Annotated in this window: 12 protein-coding genes and 3 pseudogenes; 4 read left to right on the top strand and 11 right to left on the bottom strand. The window is 63.4% G+C overall.

Going from position 1 to position 21,104, the window contains the following annotated elements; all coding sequences use genetic code 11:
- On the bottom strand, positions 1-975 hold the full coding sequence (locus H4W29_RS29210; RefSeq protein WP_192732848.1) for a 3'-5' exonuclease: 975 nt from the start codon (positions 973-975) through the stop codon (positions 1-3).
- 131 nt (positions 976-1,106) lie between these two features.
- Here H4W29_RS29210 and H4W29_RS29205 point away from each other — a divergent pair, with 131 nt between their 5' ends.
- On the top strand, positions 1,107-1,406 hold the full coding sequence (locus tag H4W29_RS29205) for a hypothetical protein (protein ID WP_192732257.1): 300 nt from the start codon (positions 1,107-1,109) through the stop codon (positions 1,404-1,406).
- A gap of 3 nt (positions 1,407-1,409) precedes the next feature.
- Here H4W29_RS29205 and H4W29_RS29200 read toward each other — a convergent pair whose 3' ends face one another.
- Together H4W29_RS29200 and H4W29_RS29195 are read right to left on the bottom strand one after the other, a co-directional pair.
- Positions 1,410-1,997 carry an RES family NAD+ phosphorylase gene (locus tag H4W29_RS29200; RefSeq protein ID WP_312872443.1) on the bottom strand — a complete coding sequence of 196 codons (588 nt, stop codon included), beginning with the start codon at positions 1,995-1,997 and terminating at the stop codon, positions 1,410-1,412.
- The gene (locus H4W29_RS29195; RefSeq protein WP_246517500.1) at positions 1,994-2,692 is read right to left on the bottom strand and encodes a hypothetical protein; all 699 of its coding nucleotides are present in this window, start codon (positions 2,690-2,692) and stop codon (positions 1,994-1,996) included. Before H4W29_RS29195 ends, H4W29_RS29200 begins: the two co-directional genes overlap by 4 nt.
- Positions 2,693-2,864: 172 nt before the next feature.
- Here H4W29_RS29195 and H4W29_RS29190 point away from each other — a divergent pair.
- A pseudogene (locus H4W29_RS29190) lies at positions 2,865-3,356 on the top strand (transposase); the annotation flags it as partial.
- On the opposite strand, the pseudogene H4W29_RS34880 reads toward H4W29_RS29190, so the two are convergent.
- A pseudogene (locus tag H4W29_RS34880) lies at positions 3,355-3,507 on the bottom strand (DUF4158 domain-containing protein); the annotation flags it as partial. The pseudogenes H4W29_RS29190 and H4W29_RS34880 overlap by 2 nt on opposite strands.
- Positions 3,508-3,509: 2 nt before the next feature.
- Between H4W29_RS34880 and H4W29_RS34255 the strand changes: the two are divergent.
- Positions 3,510-3,776 (top strand): annotated as a pseudogene (locus H4W29_RS34255) (NADPH:quinone oxidoreductase); the annotation flags it as partial.
- A 269-nt stretch (positions 3,777-4,045) separates the two neighbouring features.
- Here the strand turns inward: H4W29_RS34255 and H4W29_RS29180 are convergent.
- The 7 genes from H4W29_RS29180 to H4W29_RS29150 all read right to left on the bottom strand — a co-directional run bounded on the left by H4W29_RS29180 (position 4,046) and on the right by H4W29_RS29150 (position 19,165).
- Positions 4,046-10,045 carry a hypothetical protein gene (locus tag H4W29_RS29180; protein ID WP_192732256.1) on the bottom strand — a complete coding sequence of 2,000 codons (6,000 nt, stop codon included), beginning with the start codon at positions 10,043-10,045 and terminating at the stop codon, positions 4,046-4,048.
- Between the two features lie 27 nt (positions 10,046-10,072).
- Positions 10,073-12,583, bottom strand: a complete 2,511-nt coding sequence (locus tag H4W29_RS29175; protein WP_192732255.1) for a hypothetical protein — start codon at positions 12,581-12,583, stop codon at positions 10,073-10,075.
- On the bottom strand, positions 12,580-15,486 hold the full coding sequence (locus H4W29_RS29170; RefSeq protein WP_192732254.1) for a DUF6603 domain-containing protein: 2,907 nt from the start codon (positions 15,484-15,486) through the stop codon (positions 12,580-12,582). Before H4W29_RS29170 ends, H4W29_RS29175 begins: the two co-directional genes overlap by 4 nt.
- A gap of 3 nt (positions 15,487-15,489) precedes the next feature.
- Positions 15,490-16,563: a WD40 repeat domain-containing protein gene (locus tag H4W29_RS29165; protein ID WP_192732253.1), complete on the bottom strand. Its 1,074-nt coding sequence runs from the start codon at positions 16,561-16,563 to the stop codon at positions 15,490-15,492.
- Positions 16,564-16,872: 309 nt separating this feature from the next.
- On the bottom strand, positions 16,873-17,217 hold the full coding sequence (locus H4W29_RS29160; protein WP_192732252.1) for a hypothetical protein: 345 nt from the start codon (positions 17,215-17,217) through the stop codon (positions 16,873-16,875).
- A 29-nt stretch (positions 17,218-17,246) separates the two neighbouring features.
- Entirely contained in the window at positions 17,247-17,585 is a 339-nt protein-coding gene (locus tag H4W29_RS29155) for a hypothetical protein (protein WP_192732251.1), read from the bottom strand.
- Positions 17,586-18,016: 431 nt separating this feature from the next.
- The gene (locus H4W29_RS29150; RefSeq protein ID WP_192732250.1) at positions 18,017-19,165 is read right to left on the bottom strand and encodes a helix-turn-helix transcriptional regulator; all 1,149 of its coding nucleotides are present in this window, start codon (positions 19,163-19,165) and stop codon (positions 18,017-18,019) included.
- 398 nt (positions 19,166-19,563) lie between these two features.
- Between H4W29_RS29150 and H4W29_RS29145 the strand changes: the two genes are divergently transcribed.
- The gene (locus H4W29_RS29145) at positions 19,564-20,046 is read left to right on the top strand and encodes an OmpA family protein (protein ID WP_192732249.1); all 483 of its coding nucleotides are present in this window, start codon (positions 19,564-19,566) and stop codon (positions 20,044-20,046) included.
- The last annotated feature ends 1,058 nt before the right edge of the window (positions 20,047-21,104 follow it).

Raw genomic sequence — 21,104 nt, 5'->3', positions numbered from 1 at the left:
TCAGGCTTTGAACCGATCGAAGGCCGTCAGGTGCAAAATCGGCGGGTCCGCTTCGTCCCATTGGTAAATGTCCGAGCGAAGATAGCGAAGCTCCTCGTTGAGATCGTCTTCATCGACTTCGATCCACCAGGATTTAGGGCGACCGTCGCTGCCGTCCGACCAGCGATAGCCCCTCGCCTTCAGATGGTCCTTCATGTCGAACGGACTGTGCTCAGCAAAAATGCGAACACGCGATTGCTGGCTGGCGCGGTATAGTTCGTTGAAGGGACTTTCTTCGTCTGCCTGCTGCTGATCGAGGATCTCAAGAAGCGCAAAGCAGTCGTCCACAGCGCGGTGGCCCTCATGAAAGTAGCCGGCCTGGCCTATGAGGTAGCCGAGCTTCGTTCCCTCGAAGCCACGGGCGCTCCAATCGATCTCCGAAACCGAGCAAGCCCACGCCTTGCCGGAAAAGACGGGGGAGAACGCATCGCAGAACGGCCGGTCAAAGCCGGCATTGTGGGCGATGATCAGGTCTGCCGGTTCAGTCAGCCTACGCAGGGACTGGATATCGATCACCTGCCCCTCGACCATCGCGTCCGTGATTCCCGTCAGCCGCGTGATCTCGGGCGGAATTGGCATGGACGGCTGCTGCAAGCCGCCATAGACACCGATGACATCGCCGATCACTCCATCATCATTGAAGGTAAAGGCGACTGCACCGATCTCGATGATCTCGTCGGTGCGGTGATTGAGACCCGTGGTCTCCGTGTCGAGAACCACCCCCAAACCGGAGAATTGGGGCCGCCTAACCGTGACGACAGGCCGGGCGACGAGCTTCCTGAGGATGCGATAGTTTCCGCTCTCTTGAAGTTTCCGCGCCATGTCTTCGTCGGACATCGCGCTGGTCTGCGGTGGCCGACGCAGCACCACGCGCGCGCTCACTTTTTCCACCACAGGAAGCGGCGCCTTCGAAAACATGTCGAGCTGCGAATCCATTTCCTGCTCTCGTCGCCTCGTCGCATCAAAATAGTGGCGCCTGGCATCCTGTGCAACGCAAGATCCGACTTGCAGTATTGGATAACTATTGACGAACGGACCTGCGAGCGATTGCCGCACAGGAGGAGACGATGGACGCAGTTCCAAAAGCAGCACCAGTTCGCGTGAAGGAGATACTTGCGGCTATGAAGGCGCTCGCCATCATCATCTTCCCACCGATTATTGCAGGTCCCTGGACGAGCTACCCCACAGCTGATGCCTGGAACCACTGGAGAGAAAACGGGTTGCGTGGATTCCGGTTCAAAATATCGCGAGACCTATCTCTTCAATTAAAGAGAGCAAGCTTCGCGATTTTTGCGTTCACGGTAACGCCAAGAAGAGAAGACAAGGCTAACTTCGCGCCGGAGATAGCCCTCCGTTCGGACGGCTAGAAGCTACGGCGCCAAGCCAACCCCATAGCGAGCCCCGATGTCCCAGAACCAATCCTCATCAAGGTCCAGCTCGCGAAAGACCTCCACGAGAGCTGCTCCCGCGCGCTCAAAAATCGCGTAGCAAATTTCCGTGTCATCGTGGCGTGAATGATAGGCAATTCCATCCGCCTTCACAGGATGGTCGAATAGCGCCTTCGACCAGGCTTGAGGTGCATCATAGTGAAGCCCCGAATGAGGGACTTCGGCCGTCGCTCCAACAAGCGCAAGGCCCGGCCCGGTCAGATCGATCAGTTTTAGCGGCGACACCGTCTCAAGTCGAACATAGCCTTTGCGTCTCAAGAAGGCACTATCGATCAATGTGTTTCCCGGGGAACGCAGGAACGTCTCTGAAAATGCCCCGTTGACCAGTTGCGCCACATAGAGCACGCCGAATGAACCATCGGGAGCGTTGAAGCGACCACTCGTTGATCGGTCGAAGAAGACCGGTTCATAGATTGCCGTGTAGAACCGATGCAGGTTAAACCCCACGGGGATCGAGACCATCTTGGGATTGCGGCTATGCAAATCTGCAGGTGGCAGAGGGACGGTCACGCGCCCTGCTCACCGTAGCGGTTGGCAGCCTCGAGAACCAACTGCAGATTTCCCTCTCGAAGAACATCGATAGGCTTCCGCCCGCTCAGGCGAACATCTGCCCGTGCAAGGAAGTTCAACACAGCCCAAGGGCTCTCGACGGGCAGGGAATCCCGCACCTCCTTGAGGCCTCCCACGACAGTACCATCTCGGTTGAACTGAAGCGTGGGGTAGCAGCGTCTATTGCTTGGACCGGGAACGGCCAGCAAACTTCCCTCTTGCACACGCTTATCTACGGCCTGACGGGAGACCCCGTGCAGGAGCGCCCTGACCTGCTCCAGATCGAAGGCGCCGCCTGCTGCCTGTAAGTCGTTCTGCGCGATCCGGACACCCTGCAGCACAGCCCGGCTGCGCGCATCCGGCTCGAAGGCCGCCTTGTTGACTGTATTGGTCGTCTCGTCGCGTTCTTTGGCTTTCGCAAGTCGGCGCATTCTTCGAACGACCATGCTATTGCCGCGAAAGCGCTTACCGACGGTCCGGGCGACAGAACTCGCTGCTTCCGGCTGCGAAGTCACCACAGCGACCCGCGCGCCAGCGGGCAACTGGAACCCGGCGACCCCTTCGAAAGGGTTCGCGTCAAGAACGAACATCGTCATAATGGTGTTTGAGCCATCAGCGTTGGTTTTCGGGGTCTTGGACTGGATCTTTTGGGCCATGACAATTCTCCTGACCAAAAGATGGCGATCTGAGGCAACTTTGTCAACTCCGACAACTTCGCAAGTCGGTTTTCCGATGATGTCCCGGGGAGTGGTGTAGCAGGAAGGCGGCCATCAGTGTTTTTCCGGTAGGGTCGGGTTGTTCAAGCTCAACCTGATGGAAAGATCACTGATGACCGACGACATGATGAACCTGCGCTCGCTCGTTGAGAAGAGCGCCGACGCCGATTTGCTTCGCGAGATGATCGGCTTTGCAGCCGAGAAGCTGATGGAGTTGGAGGTCGGCGCGAAGGCGGGCGCGGGCTACGGCGAGAAGAATTCCTTTCGGCTTGCCCAGCGCAACGGCTATCGCGACCGGGACTGGGAGACACGGGCAGGCACCGTCGAACTGCGCATTCCGAAGCTTCGGACAGGCAGCTATTTCCCGAGCTTTCTCGAACCGCGCCGGATGGCCGAGAAGGCCCTGACCGCTGTCATTCAGGAAGCCTACATTCAGGGCGTTTCGACACGTTCGGTCGACGACCTGGTCAAAGCCATGGGCATGAGCGGCATCTCCAAGAGCCAGGTCTCCCGACTCTGCGAGGAGATCGACGACAAGGTCAAAGCATTCCTCGCCCGGCCCATTGAGGGTGAGTGGCCCTACCTCTGGATCGACGCCACCTATCCATGTACATCATCAGCCGCGCCACGTGATCCCGACGCGTTTCTTCACGGCGTGCATAGAGGGCAAATTCGTCTGGAGCGGCGCCGATCTGATCAGCAACAAACTCCAGCATGGCGCGAGGCGGAGTTTCTTCTGCCCCCAGCGCTCGACCGAAGTTATGCTGAATACCACGTTGCGAACGAAAACATCATCCGAAGGAAACCCTCCTCGCTAAGCCATCTCGAAGCAGCAAGCCTGAGCCTGGTTGGCGGGACGGTGTGGGAGGCCCTGGTCGCGCGTGCGGCATTAAGAGTCGGGGAAAGCATTCTGATCCACGGCGGCGCGGGAGGGGTCGGTCATGTGGCGATCCAGGTCGCGAAAGCCATCGGTGCGAGGGTATTCACGACCGTACGCGAAGATAACTTCAAATTCGCACGAAGTAAGGTCCTAACGCCCAGCTTACCCTAAAGGTTCAGCCATGATTTACGAGATCGCTCAGCTACCCGTTTACAAGGAGCATACTGAAACGTTCAAACAAGCATTCGCCGAAGTCGCTCCCCTACTTAGCCGCAGGGTTACCGCGGCCACGTTCTGGCGCAGGGAATCGAAACACCCGAACTATTCCACCTGATTGTGCGATGGCGTTCGCTCGAGAACGCCTGTAACAGAATGGTCCAGAGCAGCTTGTCCGGTGAGATAGATGCCATGACTCACCGCGGCCATGGTTCGGTCGGGCGAACCGTGTCGAACGCGAGGCCGCTTGAAATTTCTCCGGTGCCGGGAGTCTTTTCCCTCCGTATCCAAACGTGCGAGGAGCCGTCGAACCAGCGGGCCAGCACGGGACGTCGCGTCAGGCGCACCCCATCGCGCGGCACCTCCTCCTCGTAGATCCACTGTCGCGGCCTGAGCAGCCGGCCTTCCAGGCGCGAGCCGAGGCCGGGCCCAGTCAAGGTGGCCAAGCGGAAGTGGGTGACACCGGGGCGGAGAGCCTCGGGCACGAGGGGGAGCCAGTAGTCCGGCACCTCGGTCTGCACCCTGTACGTCGGCAGTTCGCCGACCGGAGCAGGCTCCCGAATTTGTCGCATCCACTGATCACGACGCTCCACTATCTCACCTCGTCCATCGGTATATAGATGCTGCACCGCCCATGCCAGGTTTGCCAACTCGTCGCGAGCCAGGACCACGCTCTCCAGCGGTGCCCCCGTCTGGCCGCGTTCGGTGGGCAGCATCAGCAGGCCCGACGCGGCGCGGTGATCCGGATCCGGACTGTGAAGGGTGAACAGCGACCAGGAAGGGTCCTCCCGGCCGGCGCGTTCGACCTTGTGAAGGCGGCCGAACACGTCTCGCACTAGCACCTGGTCGAGCACCGTCAACGATCCAGCGGGCACCTCCAGCGGCACCAGGAACCAGTCGTTGCCGTACACTGTGGCGAAGGAGATCAGCAGCAGCCGGCCGGTGTCCAGCGTGGACAATTCCATCGCGCCAAGATCGACCCTGGAATCCTCCATCTCCCAGAACCGGTCGGCCGGCAATCCCCCGTAGTATATAAGCGATGGCAGGCCCTCGTGGACGAACGGGCGGGGCGGCGCCGGGGGCGCCGCCTCGATCTCTGGGTCGGGGTGTACGTCAAGGCTGTACCAGTCCAGCCCATCGCCCAGGTACTCCTCGGCAAGCAGCACGGAACCGCCCGTCGAAACCTCCGCCGCATGCTCGAAGCGGTGTTCGTCGAAACAATCCGGACCGCGTTCGCTCAACTGGTTTATCCACCACACCCGCCAGCCGCGGGCTATCTCGCCAAGCCTCGGATCCGCTTCGGCGGCAAAAGTGCCGGCATCCAGCGCGGCAGCCACCGATTGCGCGTCCGGCAGCAGGCCGTCGAGCAGGCCAAGGAGGCTGGTGTCCTGCCGATCCGCTGGAAGCCGGTGAGCCGCGAGCACGGCAGTAGCGGCGGAGAGGAACCCGGCGTCGTCGAGCATTCGGAGCAGCATGGCGCCACCCTCGGCGCGCAGACGTTCATCGACCTTTACCGTCGACTCCCCCGCGGCACGCGGGTCGACCACCGCCACCGGCTCATCCTCGACCTGCGCGTCCAATGGTCCGAGGCGAATGTCGTAGGGCATCCAGTCCGGCCTCCCGGCAGGGCGCCAGGCGTCGATGGGCGTACTCTCGCCGGCCATCCGGACCACTGCGGGAGAGCCGGCGTCCTCAGCGGCGAACTCCCCGAACTGCCACTGGCGGGTGAGCAGCCAGAGGGGATCGTGAATACGGGCAGCCAGACCGGCTTCGACGCCGTCCGTGCGGTGCCCCGGCTCGAACCGGAATGGCCCCTGAGGGTCGGTATTAGGCCGACGGGTCTCGATCCTGGAAAGCGCCTGTCCGGTCGCGCCGTTCGAGGATATCCGGATGGCAGGGATCAAGTCATCCAGTAGAGGCAGATCCGCAAGGTCGATGGCACGCAGCTTGGCCAGTTCGAGTGTTTCGCGAAGTACCTGGACCAGACCGTCCGAGGTCCAGCCGCGGTCCAGGTCGGGGGGGACGGCGATGAGAAGGCTGTGCGGCGCCTTCGCGTCCGGCCGGTCGTAGTGGAACGCAACTCCGGTCAGTTCGGTCTCCGGAACAAGATTGGCAGCCGCTGGCCCCGGCGGGCCGGGCAGATCGAGTCCCGGCAACAACTCGATCCACTCGTCGAGCAACAGTCCAGTAAAGGCCGCGTCTCCGGTTTCGAGAGGGGCGTGCCACACCAGATGTGCGGTGGCTTGCGGGCGTGGTCCGCCGGTGAAGGCCCCACCAATCCAGGGGTCGGCCTCGCCCTGCGGATCCTGTGCCGCGCGCAGTGGCTCGACCCGCCCAGCCCGGGTCCCTGCGACCAGCAAACTCTCGTGGAGCGTGCGGGCCACCGGCCGCACCTTTGCGTTGTGCCGCAACCAGTCCTCGATCATGGCGCCCGGCAAGTCCCGGGCCCCGGGACCCGACGCGCAGACCCACATCATTGTCGACGGCGAGACCTCCCGGCGCAGCCACGATCGTCGCGGCGACGGCCCGGCTAGTGCGGGCAATAACGGGATATTCGTGCCGAGCACCTCGGCCAGCGCCGTCCGCGCGCGCGACAACCAACCTTCCGTCCCGTCAGGGCCGAGCGGATCGGTGGCCAGCGTGCGCAGCGCCGCCGCTCCGGGGTGGCTGGCGACTAGCCGGGGGTCCGCAAAGCGGGCCAGCCGTTCGCGCAGGTCTGCCACATCAACTGGGTTGCCCGGGCGTCCAGGCAGGTGTGCCGGCAGCAGGGGTTGGGCCGTGGCCAGCAGAGACCGAATCCGAAGCGCACGGCCCCTCAGGTCGGTCCAGCCATCACCGGCAAAAGTCACCAGCACACCCGGCGCTGCGCCGAAAACGCGCCGGACCGCATCGTTGAGCCGGGCATGGTCGGCGCCCGCCGCATCCAGCAGAGTGCTCAGCGCGCCAAGCCCGAGCCGGTCAGCGGTGATGTTGAAGGCCTCGCCGGCCTCCGGAGCTGCCCGAGGGTCACGCAGCAGGACACCGCTCAGCGTCCAGCCCGCGGCTGGGCCGAGCAGATGTGCGATCCACGCCTCCAGTCCGGGGTCAAGCGCAGCAACGGGGTCGTCGGTAGGCCATCCGGTCGACCCGGACGGCTGTGCGGGGAGCAGAACGGCCAGCCGGTGCGTCAGCGCGCGGGCACGGTGCGGCGTGCGCACCATCTGGAACGTGTCGGGCACGTCCTCGCCGCGGCCCAAGGTGTCGGCTGCCAACCCCGCGCGAATAGGGCTGCCGCCGACGAGTTGATGGACACTCTCGGCCAGCACCAAATCTCCGACGGCATCAAGAGCATCCGCTAGATCGCGCAACAGCGCGACCGTCTTCGGCCGGTCGGCTTCCGGCACCATGTCGATCACACCCGGACCGGCCCGCACAAGAGCCATTCCATCGACGACATTGCGCGCGGCGATGATTTCCGTGCTGCGCGCCCATAAGTCTCCGTCGGCGCCCTCTCCTTCGGGCTCCGGCACGGCCGGGAGGGGAAACTGGCGACGGAACCGTTCGATGAGGTGGTCGAGGTTCGCGTCGTGAAGCGACCGCTCGAACCGGTAGCCCAGCAACGAGCCAAGGTTCTGCCCTCGACGCACGGCCCCAAGCAGCCAGCGAGCGATCCGGGTACGCCGCGAGTTCAGGTTAACGGCGTAGGCCTCATTGTCGGGGTTGCCGATGAAGCCTGAGCGCAGCACGGCCGCCGTCGCCGCATGCTGTAGCGACGGTGCGTGGATATAGCCATCCTTTTCGGAGACGGTGGCCATTTCCGCTCCGTCCTCGGTTTCCACCTCAACCGTTTCCCTGGGCACGGGCGGAGCCAGATTTTCGACCCAGCCGTAGCAGCCGAGGCGGACCCCATCGACACCGGCTTCCCGTAGCTGCGCCAGCCGCCGCGAGGCCAGCGACGTGACCCAGGCGTCCAGCCGGTGCGAATAGACGTCGATGACCTCCAACAGCAGTTCAGGCAGCCGGGTCACCGGCACGGCAGCGATGGTCCGAAATGCCTGCTCCAGCCTGGGCAAGGCGCTTGCGGCGTGACTGACCGCCGCAACGCGTTCGGTGCGCTCCCTTTCGGACAGCCCTTCCAGCACGTCCGCCACCAATTGGTCCACCTCGCCGGTGACGGCGAGTGCCTGGCGAAGCGGGTCGTCCTCACCGTCGTCACCGTCCATGAACGTCCAGTTGGGCAGGAACAGCAGCGCATCGAGCAACCCGCTTGCGTCGGGTGACTCTTCCGGAGGGAGCTCATGCGGCTCCTCGCCCTCGGCCGGCTCCTCTTCGTTCGGCATCTCGCCGCGACCGCTTGGCAGGTGGAAGAATGTGCTGGGTCGAGGCGGGGTCTCCCGACCGGAGGAGAGTTCCACCGGCCACGACCGGTCGTAGTCGGCCGCAGCCAGCTCTCCGGACAGGAAGGTGCGCACAGCCCCCAGATAGTCGGCGGTGTTAAGCGCCCTGATGGGGAAGCTGACCGGATCCGGGGTGAGCCGAGGGACGAACGCCGGGGCGCCGGTCGCATCATCGAGGCCCCAGCCAAGGTCGGTCCAGCCGTCGGAGCGGGTGGTCCACCGCAATGTCCCGTCCGGTGACAAGCCTGGCAGATCCAGGTTGGCGGGCGGCTGGTCACGCGGGATCCTGGGCACTGCGAACCCAGGCCCGTCCATCCGGCGCATGGCCAAGCCCGTCGCCACGGGCAGCCGTTGCAACACGTCCACAACCACCTGGTCGACCGGCTCTCCGGGCCGCACCTTCGGGATTATATCATCGTTGCGCAGAATCGCGCGCCAGCGTTCCCGCAGTCGCAGCAGCCATGGCGCGAGGAGTCCGTCCACGTCGCCGTTCCGCTCGGCCTGCCAGTCGCTCAGCGCGGTTGCTGGCAGTACGCCGTAGGGCTGACGGCCGACCCGCACAGTCGGCAGCGGCCCGCGGCCGCGCACGTGTTCCGCAAGATGATCGCGGATCCCGCGCCAGGGTCGGGCCGGATCGGTGCTCCTGGTCTGCCTGGACCCCAGGTCGAGATGCGAGACCGCCGCCTCGGTGAACCCCTTCCCCAGGGTTGGCCAGGTGAGCAGCGACAGCGCCTCGACGGCCGACGGTTCGGCATCGTCTGCGCCGGGGCAGTTGCGCAGGAAACCGGCATCTGGCAGGCCGAGCGCGGCCGCCAACGCGTCCGCCACCGGCCGCCCAGCGGCCGGCGGTTCCGGATCCGGCTCGGGACAGGCAGGGACCGAAGACCAAGCCGAGCGGGCGCGCGGGGTGTTGTTGGTCGGAGTACCGGCCGGAAGCATGCCGAGTTCGCTGCCGAACATGTGGCCGAGGAGCAGGTCGCGGAGTTGCGCGGCGCCGTCCGTCGCCGAGCCGTCGCGCACCCCAACGACCAGCAACTCGTCCAGGCGGTCGTTTTCGTTGAGCGTCAGCTCCACGGCCATCCCGGCCCGGAGCGCCGCGAACCAGTCGGTCTCCCAACCTTCCTCCTCGTCGGAGCGCAACAGGCCGACAGGCAGGGGATCCGGCACCGTCCGGCCCAGCTTGTCCACGACCACCTCACCGCCGAGCAGGCCTATGAACCGCCATTTTTTCGGCATTGCGAGTGTGCGGACGCGACGGTCTCCCTCACCGTCGGACCGCACGGTCGGCGGCGGGCTACCCGGGCGGCAGGCGCGGACCGCCCACGCCGCGCGCGCAGGTCGCAGCCGCTTGAGCAGTTCCCGCCAAGCCTCAGGTCCCGGCGCCCGCCAGTACTCGGCGCCGGCGTCGGCTTCGGCGGGTGTCAGTTCCGCGTTGGAGCCGGGCATGAGGATGTCATCCGGATACACCCGAACCCGCAGCTTATGCGGCTCCCACCAGATGGTTTCCACCCGCACCGGCAGCAGGGCAATCGGGTCCGTGTTGCGGTCGGCAAAGAGCGCGGCATCCGCGTTCATGGCCTGCGTCAATGCGTCTTCGGCGCCTCGAGCCAGACTGGCGCGCAGATGAGCTTCCTGTTGGAGCCTCGCATGGGCGGCGGTTGCAGCAACGAACAGCTCCTGAGTGGCGTGGGGGTCGGCGGCCTGCATGGCATCCTGCAGCCGCCGCACCACGGCCAGCTGTTCGTCCGCACGAGCCTGGGCGGTATCCGCCTCCGTTCGTGCTCGGTCCAGTTGCGCACGTGCGGCAAACGTTTCGGTCATGCGCGTCCTCCCGTGTTTAGGCCAAAGTCAGGCACCCAGCATCGCCGCGGCCCGGAAGGCCAGCTGAAACGGCTGCTGGTAGGCAATTCTGGCCATGTCCGCGGCATCCCGCCCCCACATCGGCGGGTCGGCCGGCGGCAAGCATTTCGGCGGGGCGATTTCCTGGGCCAGAATTATGCATCTGGCGGCGTCCACACGGACACCGCTCCAGGTGAGATCGGCCCATGTCTCCATCTCCGGAGGCTGCGCACCGGTGTCGAAGCCGAACTGCGTGCCACGCATCGGTTCCCGGAAAACAAAGAACCAGTCTTCCGCAATAGCCCGCTCCCTTCCGATTCCGTCGAAGAGGTACAGAACCGTGGACTCGTCCAGAGCAAGCGGGGTAGCCGCCACCCCGTTGAACGTTTCGGGCAGCTTGCCGCCTTGGCCGGGCACCGCAACCAGCTCCGTGCCCGGGAACCGCCGGAGCAATTCGCCGCGCACGGGCAAAGCTAGGCTGCCCTCGCCGGCAGCGCGAAGTTGACTGCCCAACGGGGCGTCCAAAGGCCAACGGGCGATTTCGTCGATATCGGCTCCGGCCGTAGGCCAAAACCGGGCGAAGGACGTGCCGCGCTGGTCGGTGGGGAATTCGCGCCACAACAGTTCCCGGTTGAATTCGTGATTGAGCCCCACCAGCAGGGCGGCGCAAAACTCAGGATTGGTCTCCAGCAATGTCACGCAATTCAGCGGTAACGCTCCTATGCCCGGGACGGCCCACTCCGGCCAAAGGGCCAGCAGTTCCGTGGCGACCGGAACGGCAAAGGTGGGGTGAGCCATGATCGGCCGCAGTGGCCGGGCCTCCGTATCGGTGCGGCTTGCCACGGCTGCAATGGGGATGCGGTCGGCCAGACGCCGCCACTGCAGCGGGAACGGTTTGAGCAGGGCACGCATCTCCCCCGGCAAGCCGGCGTCAGGCGCGTCCACGTTCATCACTTCCATCTGGAGCAGCTCCTGCGTGATGACCGGAACGGTCCTGGCATTGTCAGCGCGGTTCGCACCGCGGGCGGCGCGGCGCGACAACGCCCCGCCGCGGCGGGTCAGCCGGGCAAAGGAGGAAGTCGCCGCTCCTGCCAGCACCGGGGATCCAGCCAGCGTGGCCGCCAAAGTAGCCGATGCGTTGAGACCGGTGACGGCCGCGGGCAGCCGCATGCGTTTGCTCGCCGGAGCCATCACGGCGACCAGATCGGATGCGTCCAGCGGGTCCAGATGCTTGTGCTGGGCCTGCTCCGCCACCGCTGCGGCCAATTCCGTAACTGCCAGCAGTCTGTTCGCCTCCCGTATCTCGCCGACCTGCTCCCACGCTCGGGCCATCAGGAATTCCTGTTCCAGCTGGACGTAGCGGGCCCCGAGCGCGGCGGCCGCGCGCCGGCGGATCTCGAGATTGAGTGTGGTCATCCAGCTCTCGGGGTTGGCAGGCACGGTCTGCTGGCCGGTGTGGTCGCTGCCGTACAGCGGCGGCGCGACCGCAACGGTATCCGGGTCTGCTTCCGGATCGCCGATCTCGTCGCGGCGCCTGGCCGGCTCGTCGAGGCGCTTCCTGGCCACGGCTTTGAAGGTCTCCTGCGCGGCGCTATCCGACCAAACCTCGGACGCCGCCGACCCCGGGACCCGCAACGCGCCATCAAGGGCGACCGTGACCGTGCCGCCCCCCTGCTCGGGCGACCATGGTTGGCTGACGTCGACGGTTCGGGTGCCGAGCCCGGCCTCAGCGGCATGCCGAAACTTCAACCGCCGCGCCAGCTCCTCGAAAGTGCCCTCCTTCCCGGTGCGGAAACGCCACCAATGGTAAACGGGAAGCTCCACGGTACCGCCGCCGACCGACGGCCAGGCATCAACCGTGGCCGACCCCACTGGAGTCTCGGCCAGCCCCGCCTTCCGGCCGGCCTCGGTGGCGGGGACAACGGCGGCTATCCATCCCCGGTCCGGCTTCAGCCTTCGCGGACATACCAGGCGCGCGATCACTTGGGCCGAGTGCTGGCGCGCGCCCAACTCGACAAGGCGTCTTGCGGCGTCGAACTCCGCGATGCCGTCGTCAAGGCGCGCCTCGACATGCGCCCACGCCCACCGATCGGCCAGCGGGGGGAGCGCGGCGACCGGCGCGGTGAGCACCGGCAGCGGGTCACCCTCGCGCGGCGGCTGGGCCTCATCGTCGTCGAGCACCACCAGCACGAACCACGGCTGAATCCGCCGGGGCGGATTTTGGCCGGATCCGGGGGACAGCAGCCACGGCAAGTCCGCATGTGCCAGTTCGATGCTGGCCAGAATGTTCTCCGCGGCCGGTGCCGCGCCTGGGGGCGGCTCCTCCCGCAGGACCATCGTCCGGTCGAAACCGAGGACGTCTTCCGGGCCGAGCAGCGACAGCGTTGGCCCGTCGGCCGGCTCCTCGTCTTTCCGGCCGTCGATTTCGCGCGCAAACGTCACGGACGTTTTCAGCGAGCGTTCTCTCGCCGAGGCTGACGCCCCTACCTGCACCGAGGAGAAGAACCACCGGGTGCTCATGAGTTCAGCTCCCAGCTCTCGACGAGCTGCACGGCCAGGTCCGTGTCCAGCCGTTGGTGCAACGCTTCCCAGACATTCGCCGTGGCATTGACCAGCGAGACGTCGCTGAGCATGGGCCTCAGGTCATTGACGGCCGCCACACTCAGCGTCGGCCGACGCACCCGCACAGTGGCGTCGGAGCTGCGCCAGCGCTCCAGCCGCTCGGCCACGCTGACCGCATATACTGCCTCGCCACGGTAGCGCCCAGCCCAGCCTGAGAACTCCCGCGCCGGGAGAGGAGGAGGAGGCTCGTAGGCAGTCTCGTAGCGGTCGTCGACCCGGTGTCCGACGCCGACGGAAACGCCGTCCGTGTCTACCCGCACGCCGCCGGCGTGATTGACGAAGGCGGGTCCGCTGAGCTGCTGGTCCTCGGTAAGCTCGAAATACTCGCCGGGGACGAACCGTTCGGCCAGCGCGGGGAACTTGTTCGGATTTCCTGCTACGTCGACGGTACTCTGGCCGAGGGTCACCACCTTGATCGTCCACGTCTGCACCGGCACCTGGCGGCGTTCGAACCGGGTGATCGGGACGCCCAGCGGAACCACTGTCTGGGTCACGCGTAGGGTGGCATCCGGATGCACGATGTCGCCTTTGGCGAGCTTCTTGTTGGCCTCCGGGGTGAGCATGAGTGCACTGCGCTCCGTCTGCGGTCGCTCCGCCATCCAGGCTTGAGCCATGCCCACGGCTACACGCAGGGACTCGATCGGATCGCGCCCGCCTTCCTGACCCACCGCCGGCTGACCCCAAACGATGTCAAAGTCCAATTCGACATCCCAGAACAGCACCGAGATGCTGCCTGTGCCGAAGGCATGCCAATGGGCCGGTCCCTCGAGGGTAAAATCCAGCCCGACGCTGGCCAGCCGCCTGCCGAACGCACGGACGGCCACGCCCGCGCGTACACGCACCGAGAACGCGAAAACCGGGTCAAAGACGAACAGTGCGTCCAGACCGAGCCAACCCTGCACGCCGCATTCGGCGATCGTCGCGTCCAGCTGCACTTGGCCGCCGAACATGACGGCATTGGAGGTCACCGCGAGATAGGCCTCCATCCGCAACCCGAACACGAGGCTCGGGGCAAGATCGATCTGTAGGCTGCTGAGCGCCGGCACCCCGGCGGGGCGCGTGTAACGGGGATGGAAGCCGCCGGCCGACAAGACGAATACGGGGTCGTGACCGCCGCGCACGAGCATGTACATTTCGCCGCGCACGGCGAGCCCGACGATCCAGGATCCGGTCAGCGATACGAGCAATTCGACCACGGGAACGCTGGGGTCGACCCGGCCGAGCACGCTGGCCTGGAGCCGGATCAACGGCACAAAGGGATCGGGCAAGCAGATGAGGAGGCGCCCGACCAGTATCGCGCGCGCCGGTGCGGGCAGTTCCAGGATTAGCGCTCCCGACAGCGACACGATGCGTGCGCCCCAGGTGATGCGCACCATCGGCCCGACAAGCATTCGGCCGGGGGTGATCGGGAACGCAGCTTCCAGCGATCCGACGATCTCCCGGGCACGCTCGACGGCATTGTCCGGAAACAGCACCCGGTCGGCATTGCCGTCCATGATCAGCCGCTGTAATTCGTTGACCTCGACGCTACGATGGACGCCGATAAGTCCTCCTACCGCGTCCAGCGCGAAGCCCAGCCCCAATTGCAGGCCCGGAGCCGGGAACGTAGCAGAGAGCAGCGCGAGGAAACTGATCGGATCGCTCCCGACAGGCGGCCGGAGCAGGGCGATGGCCTGCAACCGCAACACGCCCAGATCCAGGGAGATCAGTCCGGCATAGCCGTCTTCCGTCCGACGGACGACGCCGCCACCAGATACGGGCGGCAGCCTAAGTTCAGTGGCAAGGCCTTCCGGGAACACCTCCTCGAGCCCGTTCGGATCAATGCCCAGAGGTGTCGTGGGCGACAGGACCACCGGGAGATCGATGCCGGCTCCATCCAGCGAGACGTGCAACGGCAGCCCGGGCAAGTCGGCTGCGGCTGACATAGACAAGGCAAGCCGCGGGACACCGCCGTCGATACTCAACTTGATGGCCGCACCACGGGTGCGGACTCCTGGCACATTCAGCCGGAGCGGCAGCGGGACGTTCAAGGTGCCGGTGTCGACAAACCGCAGTCCGCCGACCCGATCAGCCCGGATAGTGACGTTGACGGCACCGGGGCCGCCCGCCATCGCACCGCGGGCGCCGAGCAGGTCAGCGAGGACCTTTGGCAGGATGGCGACGGTGAGGCCGCGCAGCTCCATCTCGACATGCGGCGGCTGCCCCGGCGTCGCGGCGACGCTCAGGACGATGCCGGCCACGCTCATTCCAGGCCCTTCGCTCATCCCGACCGACAGCCGTTCGGCCCGCTCGACCCGAACGGACACGGTCCCATTCGGAACGATCGGGTCCAGGCCGGGACCGAAGGCAGCATCCCAGCCTTCGGGAGTGGCGATCGTGGGTCTTGCCGTCCACGGCCCGGGAGTCGGCAACATCGACAGGCTGGCTCCCGGAGTAACGACCAGGTCAAATATCGGACCGCCCGGCGTCACCCCGAGCACGGCGCGCCCTGCCGCCGGATCGGTGGGGTCGCTCAGCACCAGCGCGAGCCCGGGCGGCGCATCGGGCGCCCGCCGCCAGCCGTGAAGCCGCACGGATGAGCCGGCCTCCAGGTTGCCGAACATTTGGCGAAAAAGGTCGACCAGCGAATTCCCCGCGGGCAGCCGGTCATGGACCGACAGGAGCCGGCCGGCCAACACCGTGCCGGCAGCCGACGGGTCGTCTCCGAGCTGAGGCAGTTGCTGGACCAGGCTGTTGACGGCGTGTTCCGCCAGTGCGAGCAGCCTGCTACCGACCTGATCCAGTAGTTCGTGAGGGTCCATGACTCACCCCACTGCGCCGAAGTCGCCGTTGTCGATTACAACGGCGTGGCCGCGGCAGCCCAACCCCAGCCAGCGTCCGTCCGGGCTGAAAGCCATCGCAAGCACTTCGTCGGTGTTGACGGCATAGTGTTCCTTGCCGTCCAGGTTGAAGAGGCGCACCACATTGTCGATAGAGGCGCTGGCCGCCACCTTGCCGTTCGGGCCAAACGCCACATGGGTTACCGCACCGAAACCCGGGTCGGGGAGCCCTGGGGGTGCCTTGGGCGCCCGCCCCCGCTCCACCCCGGACTCCGCCTCCAGTATCCGGGCGAAACCGTCTGCGCCGCCGACCACGATCCACCGGCCCCTGGGATCGAATGCCACAGAATTCGGTGCGGTGACGTCTTCGTCGACCTCGTCCTCGGTTGGCCACAGTTGCGCTCCGCCTTCCGCCTCGAACATCCGGACGGTATCGTCGGCGGCGCTACACAGAACCACGGAGCCGTCCGGATTGAACGCGACGGCAAAAACGGCATTGTCCGGAGTGAGCCGCCCCAGCTCGGTGCCGGTGGCCACTTCGAGTACGCGCGCGGAACCGGCATTTCGGTGATCGCCGCCATGGCGTTCGTCGATCGCCAGAGCGATCCTGGTGCCGTCGCGGCTCAGGTCGAGATCGGCGATGAGCGGCCGGTCGACGGGAATACGCAGCCCCGGCGCCCCGTTCGCGCTGTCGAACAGGGCCACCACCATGTCGGTAGCGGCGACCAGCATCGTGCCATCCGGGGTAAAGCGGACCACGTTGACCGAGGTGCCCGCTTCGATCGGTCCGCTCCAGATCGCAGCTCCGGTTGAGCCGTCGCGGACGTGGACCTGCTCGAAATCCGCAACGGCGAATGTCGTCGCGTCAGGGCTGAACGCGATGCTGGACACGAACCCCTCGCTGGGAACGTCCAGGGGTGCCCCGGTGCCTACGGTGCGCACCCGCAACATTGTGTCGCCGCCACCGCTGGCGAACCGGCTGCCGTCCGGACTGAAGGCGATCGCCTCGACGGACCCATCATGTTCGACGGTGAGCGCGACGTTTCCGGGTTGACCCATAATCACCTCCTCAGGTCGATCTGCGGACTGCCATCAGAGCGCCGATCTTCCGGACGGGCCCGGATCCACCTTGAGCCACAAATCGAAGCCAGCGCCTCCAAGCGGAGCATTTACATTCTATTGCACCGTCAGGAACACCAACTCCGCCGATGGCGTATTGCCTAAGTTCAGCGGCTCGTCAGGTGCTCGGAGCATGAACTGCGCCGCCGGAAGACTCACCGGCGTGTAGTTCGCCGAACCGGCATTGAGCGGGACGCGCTTCAAGTCTGCTTATGGCGTTTCATCGCTGCGCCGAGCCAAATTTGTTGGTTACTCGATCAGCACTTGGCTCTGCTTGAAATCCGTCCCGGCGAAGCCGGCGGTGACCCCTATTTGACCGGTGAAAGTAACGGTGTCGCCGCTGAAGAATTGATCCGCGAGAATGTCGGCGAAGAACGGTCCCGACGAAGCTGATCCCGGCGGGGCCACAATGTCGCGCTGCTCCGTCACCACGCGATGACCTAACGAATCCATAAGGATAAGATCTACATTGTAGAAGATATCGGCATCCGTGTCGTTGATCGTCGCTACAATTCCTGTACAGCGATAAACCTTGATACCGTCTGCTATCGTGGCGATAGTTGGCGGAAAGACTTCGCAGGTCGCAGATGACATCGTAATACCCCATTGTTGACCCGGATCCGTCAAATGACATCGAAGGTATTTGTCAGATGATCAGCTGTGCCGGCGCCCGGATTCACAAACACCAACACCGTGTGCGTACCCGTTTCTAGACGGCCGAGACTTACAAAGCCGACTTCAGTTCCGCCTGGGGGAAGGAGGTTGGAAGAAAACTGTGTGACGAAGTTACCGTCCAGCTCGACTCCAACCTCGGCGACACCATCTTCATCCCCGATATTCATCACCTGGAAATTGATCTGGGTCCCTGCCTCGTGTGAGGGGACATGATGACTATCAGGATTGTCCGACGGGTCCGGATTGACCAAAATGCCTTGCTCAGTAAAGAGGAACATCGCTGACATTGTTGCTATACCTCGATCCTATCGTGGGTAACGGCCGCTTCGGCCCAACAGTTTATGGCTATCGGACGCCCAGCCGGCCATCCACTGGCCCTGCACTAGATCCTTGCTCGAACGGACAAATTGAATGATCGCTGCGGTTTTTTACCGCTACTTTGACGCTGCGGGACATCGACATGGCTCGGGAGCCTCAGGGAGCCCCACCGGCGTCACAGTCAACATAGGCGTCAGCTAACCTCCTGTCGTCATACAAACGTACGATACCAATCCAAACCAACACGCCAAAAAGGACGTCTCTTCAGTGAAGAACGCCGCTCTCAGATTTGGCGGATCGGGGCGATTTTGGAGCAACATTACGGGTCCCAGACGGATGCAGGCGGCCAGGCGGAGCTCCTTACCACCCCTCGCCAGCGGCCGTGCATTGGATCATCGTCTCAGCGGCTACTAACCGGCCTAGAATGAGCAGCTTGCATTGCCAGACGTATGAGATCGGCCTGACGTGAGACACCAGTCTTCTCGAAAATATGGGTGAGATGCGTCCTTGCTGTCGTGTGGGCGATACCGAGTTCGGTTGCAGTCTCCGACAGTGAGCGTCCTGCAACGAGGCTAGCGAGGACGCGGGTTTCGGCCTCTGTCAGCCTGAATGCGGATGCAAGTGCGTCCGCGCTGCTTTGCCCGTCCGGCGATGCATCGATAAACACCGCTGCCGCCGCGCCTGGCTGCATTTCAGAACGCAGTTGACCACCTCCCATCGGCAGAACGTGCGCGAAGATCTGCGGCAAGTTTTGCTCCGTAAGGCAGATCGCAGTGCCGGCATCTCCAATAGTCGACTCATCCCGCGCCGCAAGCGTAAGAGCTTTGGAGAGTTCAGTGTTGGCCGTGCGGCGCTTGGCACGAAGAACCCCGCCGACACCCTCGATAGGGCTGCCGTTCTGCAGCATGTGCTCGGCCGACCGGTTGGCGTGCAGGATGGCGCCGTGGCCATCTACCAACACAACCCCCTGGCGTAGCGCGTCCAGTGTGCTGGCCATCCATGTGCGTTCAATCGTGCGGATGCCGAGCACGTTGCTGATTGTTACGGCGCGTCGGAGATGCGGCAGCAGCAACGCTCCCAATTCAATCGCGCGCTCAATCACTGAGCCATGTTGCTCCGCCCAAAACAACACCAACTCCGAGAAATGAGTGCGCGTGGAAATCATAAAAAAATGCGCAACGTCCACAATGCCTTGGGGTCTCAGACACTTCTGCAGATATGCCGATGCTTCGAGGTCCGTCGGTGGAATTTCCCGCGATGCAACGAAGGGGTTATTGAGATCAGGGTGGCGCAGAAGCCAAGCACTAAGCTTGCCGTGAATTTCGGGAAGGTGTTTCTCCCGCTCATACAGCCAGAACGGCTCCCATCCCACGCTTTTCTTGATCAGGATCCGATCTTCAATCAGATCATTGAGCGACAGAATTGCCTTTTCACAGGCAAATACCCCAACAATGAATTCAAGCGCTTGATCCCATTTCGAAGCGTCGAGTGTACAATCGTAGATTGTACCAATTAGCTCCGATAATGCAGGATTCGACAGTTCCGTCATCGCACCATTCCGTGAAGCAACAAGTTTAAACCTCTGATGGTTTCGGTCAGACAATACCACTGGTATCATACGTTCATACGATGACGACCGCGGTGCAATATGATTTGTTGAAAGGATCTTGTATCGGCGGCTGAATGATTAACGGAAGTTGAAAGACTTGACCCCGTCTGGAGAAAGTCCAGACCATTCCGGCGAGCACCTCGGGCTGTTAGGGGCGTTGATTTTCGTCAATGGGTGGGAGAACCGGGGATGGCGTTTCGGAACTGGAACGAGTTGATTCTTGATGTTGCCTGTTCCGGCTGCAACCGAACTTTCGGCGGTTGACAGCGTGACCTGAGTGATTGTTCGTGGCCAACTGGCAATGGACCTGTCGCATCCGACCAGCTAGGGAGAGCCAAATGAAAGTCAATCTCGGAGACGTACCTTGCTCCGGCTATGCACCGCAACGGTTTGATTTTCCGGCGTTGCACGCTGAGCTTAGCCAAACGGTTCGTGATCTGCTCGAAGTCTTCGTTGAATCGGCCGTGACGGCAGAAAGTGATCCCGCGGCGAATAGATTTTGCCAAGTTATTATTGTGGGCCACTCTGATCGTGTCGACTCTGCAGGCCTGTCGTCCGAGCAGCGGCGGGCTCAGGAATTGGAAGCAAGTCAATTGCGTGCTGAGAGCGCACAGGCCTGGCTTTTCAACGAACTCTTCAATCGTCTCCAAGCTCAAGGTTATGTGCCGCCAGTCGATCTCGCCTCCATGCAGAACGTAGATATCCAGACGATCGCGTGCGGCTCCGCCGATCTCGTGCATCTTGTTCCGCAGAACGAGGAGCAGCGTAGAGACAATCGTCGCGTGCATTTCATCGGAATGGTTTTCACGCCCGGTCCGTAACATCAATTCGCTAGTCCGTAGCTCCGCCGATCGGAGCGTCGGCCTCACAGCGGTCAAAGTCTGCTTCACTCACCTAGCGGTGGACGGCTTTAGATCGAAACGCAGGAGTTCGCGCATATACCCAATTCAGGCAGCGCGATCATCGCCAAGGCCGGATGAGCACGGGTCAGCCTTGCGGCAGCAGCCTCGCTCCAGCGTCCAATTCCCTGCCCCACCGGCTGCCTACCGCCACGCCTTCAGAACTTTGGCGTTAGCGGCGCAGATGAGACGTCGTAGCATCCTGCTCCACTGTGCTGCACCGTGATCAAGAATGACCGAGCGTGATGCACAATTATCCCGCTGGATGCCCTAGGGCATTTGGGGACGCACCATATTCCGGGAAGATCACGGAAATAACTGATTTTTCGAGCTTGTTGGAGGTTTCTTCCGGACGGGAGTGGGAGGATAAATTGCCGGTTTTGCTCGAAATAACGCCACAATAAGATTTTAGGCGTCGACAGTTCTCGCTTCGGCATCGAACAATAACTGGCGCTAGTCGCGTGAGTAGACTCGACACGGCACCATAAAAGTGCACTATAGATCGTAGCTATCTTAATAGCTGCACCGGGATCTAAAGTGCAATGCTTGGGAGCCGTGGAAAACAGGCGTAACTTGCGTCTGGTCGAATATATGTATTCTTTCTCGCAACGTTATCTAACACGTTTTCGCAAGTTTGCATATGCAGCTGTGGCTTTGCTTTATACATCGTCTGCTGTCGATACCGCATCCGCGATCCGAATTTGTGGTTGCGACTATTTCGATTGCCTGAGGCAGCGGCCATCAAGGCACCGCCGATGTCAAACCAAAGGTTATCGCAAGGATGAGCGATCACCGATAATGGGTAAGGTGGCGACCCCGACTTGACGATCGGTTCGCATCGCATCGCCGTTCTCGCCTGCTAGGCCGCTCGGGCGATCGGACCAAATGGATGATATCTCCGTGGCGGTTGGCATGGACAACAAATGACCTTCTCGGCGACCACCAGCAGATAGCGCAAACGGATTACAGCGGTTGCATTT

Origin of the sequence: Rhizobium viscosum, assembly GCF_014873945.1 — a bacterium.
GTDB lineage: Bacteria > Pseudomonadota > Alphaproteobacteria > Rhizobiales > Rhizobiaceae > Rhizobium > Rhizobium viscosum.
Note: the sequence above shows the minus strand (reverse complement) of the source record. Positions and strands in the feature narration are given on the sequence as shown.

Excerpts from the sequence above, each read along its gene's own strand:
- H4W29_RS29210 (WP_192732848.1), bottom strand. The coding sequence starts at position 975 with ATGGATTCGCAGCTCGACATGTTTTCGAAGGCGCCGCTTCCTGTGGTG.
- H4W29_RS29205 (WP_192732257.1), top strand. The coding sequence starts at position 1,107 with ATGGACGCAGTTCCAAAAGCAGCACCAGTTCGCGTGAAGGAGATACTT.
- H4W29_RS29195 (WP_246517500.1), bottom strand. The coding sequence starts at position 2,692 with ATGGCCCAAAAGATCCAGTCCAAGACCCCGAAAACCAACGCTGATGGC.
- H4W29_RS29180 (WP_192732256.1), bottom strand. The coding sequence starts at position 10,045 with ATGACCGAAACGTTTGCCGCACGTGCGCAACTGGACCGAGCACGAACG.
- H4W29_RS29175 (WP_192732255.1), bottom strand. The coding sequence starts at position 12,583 with ATGAGCACCCGGTGGTTCTTCTCCTCGGTGCAGGTAGGGGCGTCAGCC.
- H4W29_RS29170 (WP_192732254.1), bottom strand. The coding sequence starts at position 15,486 with ATGGACCCTCACGAACTACTGGATCAGGTCGGTAGCAGGCTGCTCGCA.
- H4W29_RS29165 (WP_192732253.1), bottom strand. The coding sequence starts at position 16,563 with ATGGGTCAACCCGGAAACGTCGCGCTCACCGTCGAACATGATGGGTCC.
- H4W29_RS29160 (WP_192732252.1), bottom strand. The coding sequence starts at position 17,217 with ATGTCATCTGCGACCTGCGAAGTCTTTCCGCCAACTATCGCCACGATA.
- H4W29_RS29155 (WP_192732251.1), bottom strand. The coding sequence starts at position 17,585 with ATGTCAGCGATGTTCCTCTTTACTGAGCAAGGCATTTTGGTCAATCCG.
- H4W29_RS29150 (WP_192732250.1), bottom strand. The coding sequence starts at position 19,165 with ATGACGGAACTGTCGAATCCTGCATTATCGGAGCTAATTGGTACAATC.
- H4W29_RS29145 (WP_192732249.1), top strand. The coding sequence starts at position 19,564 with ATGAAAGTCAATCTCGGAGACGTACCTTGCTCCGGCTATGCACCGCAA.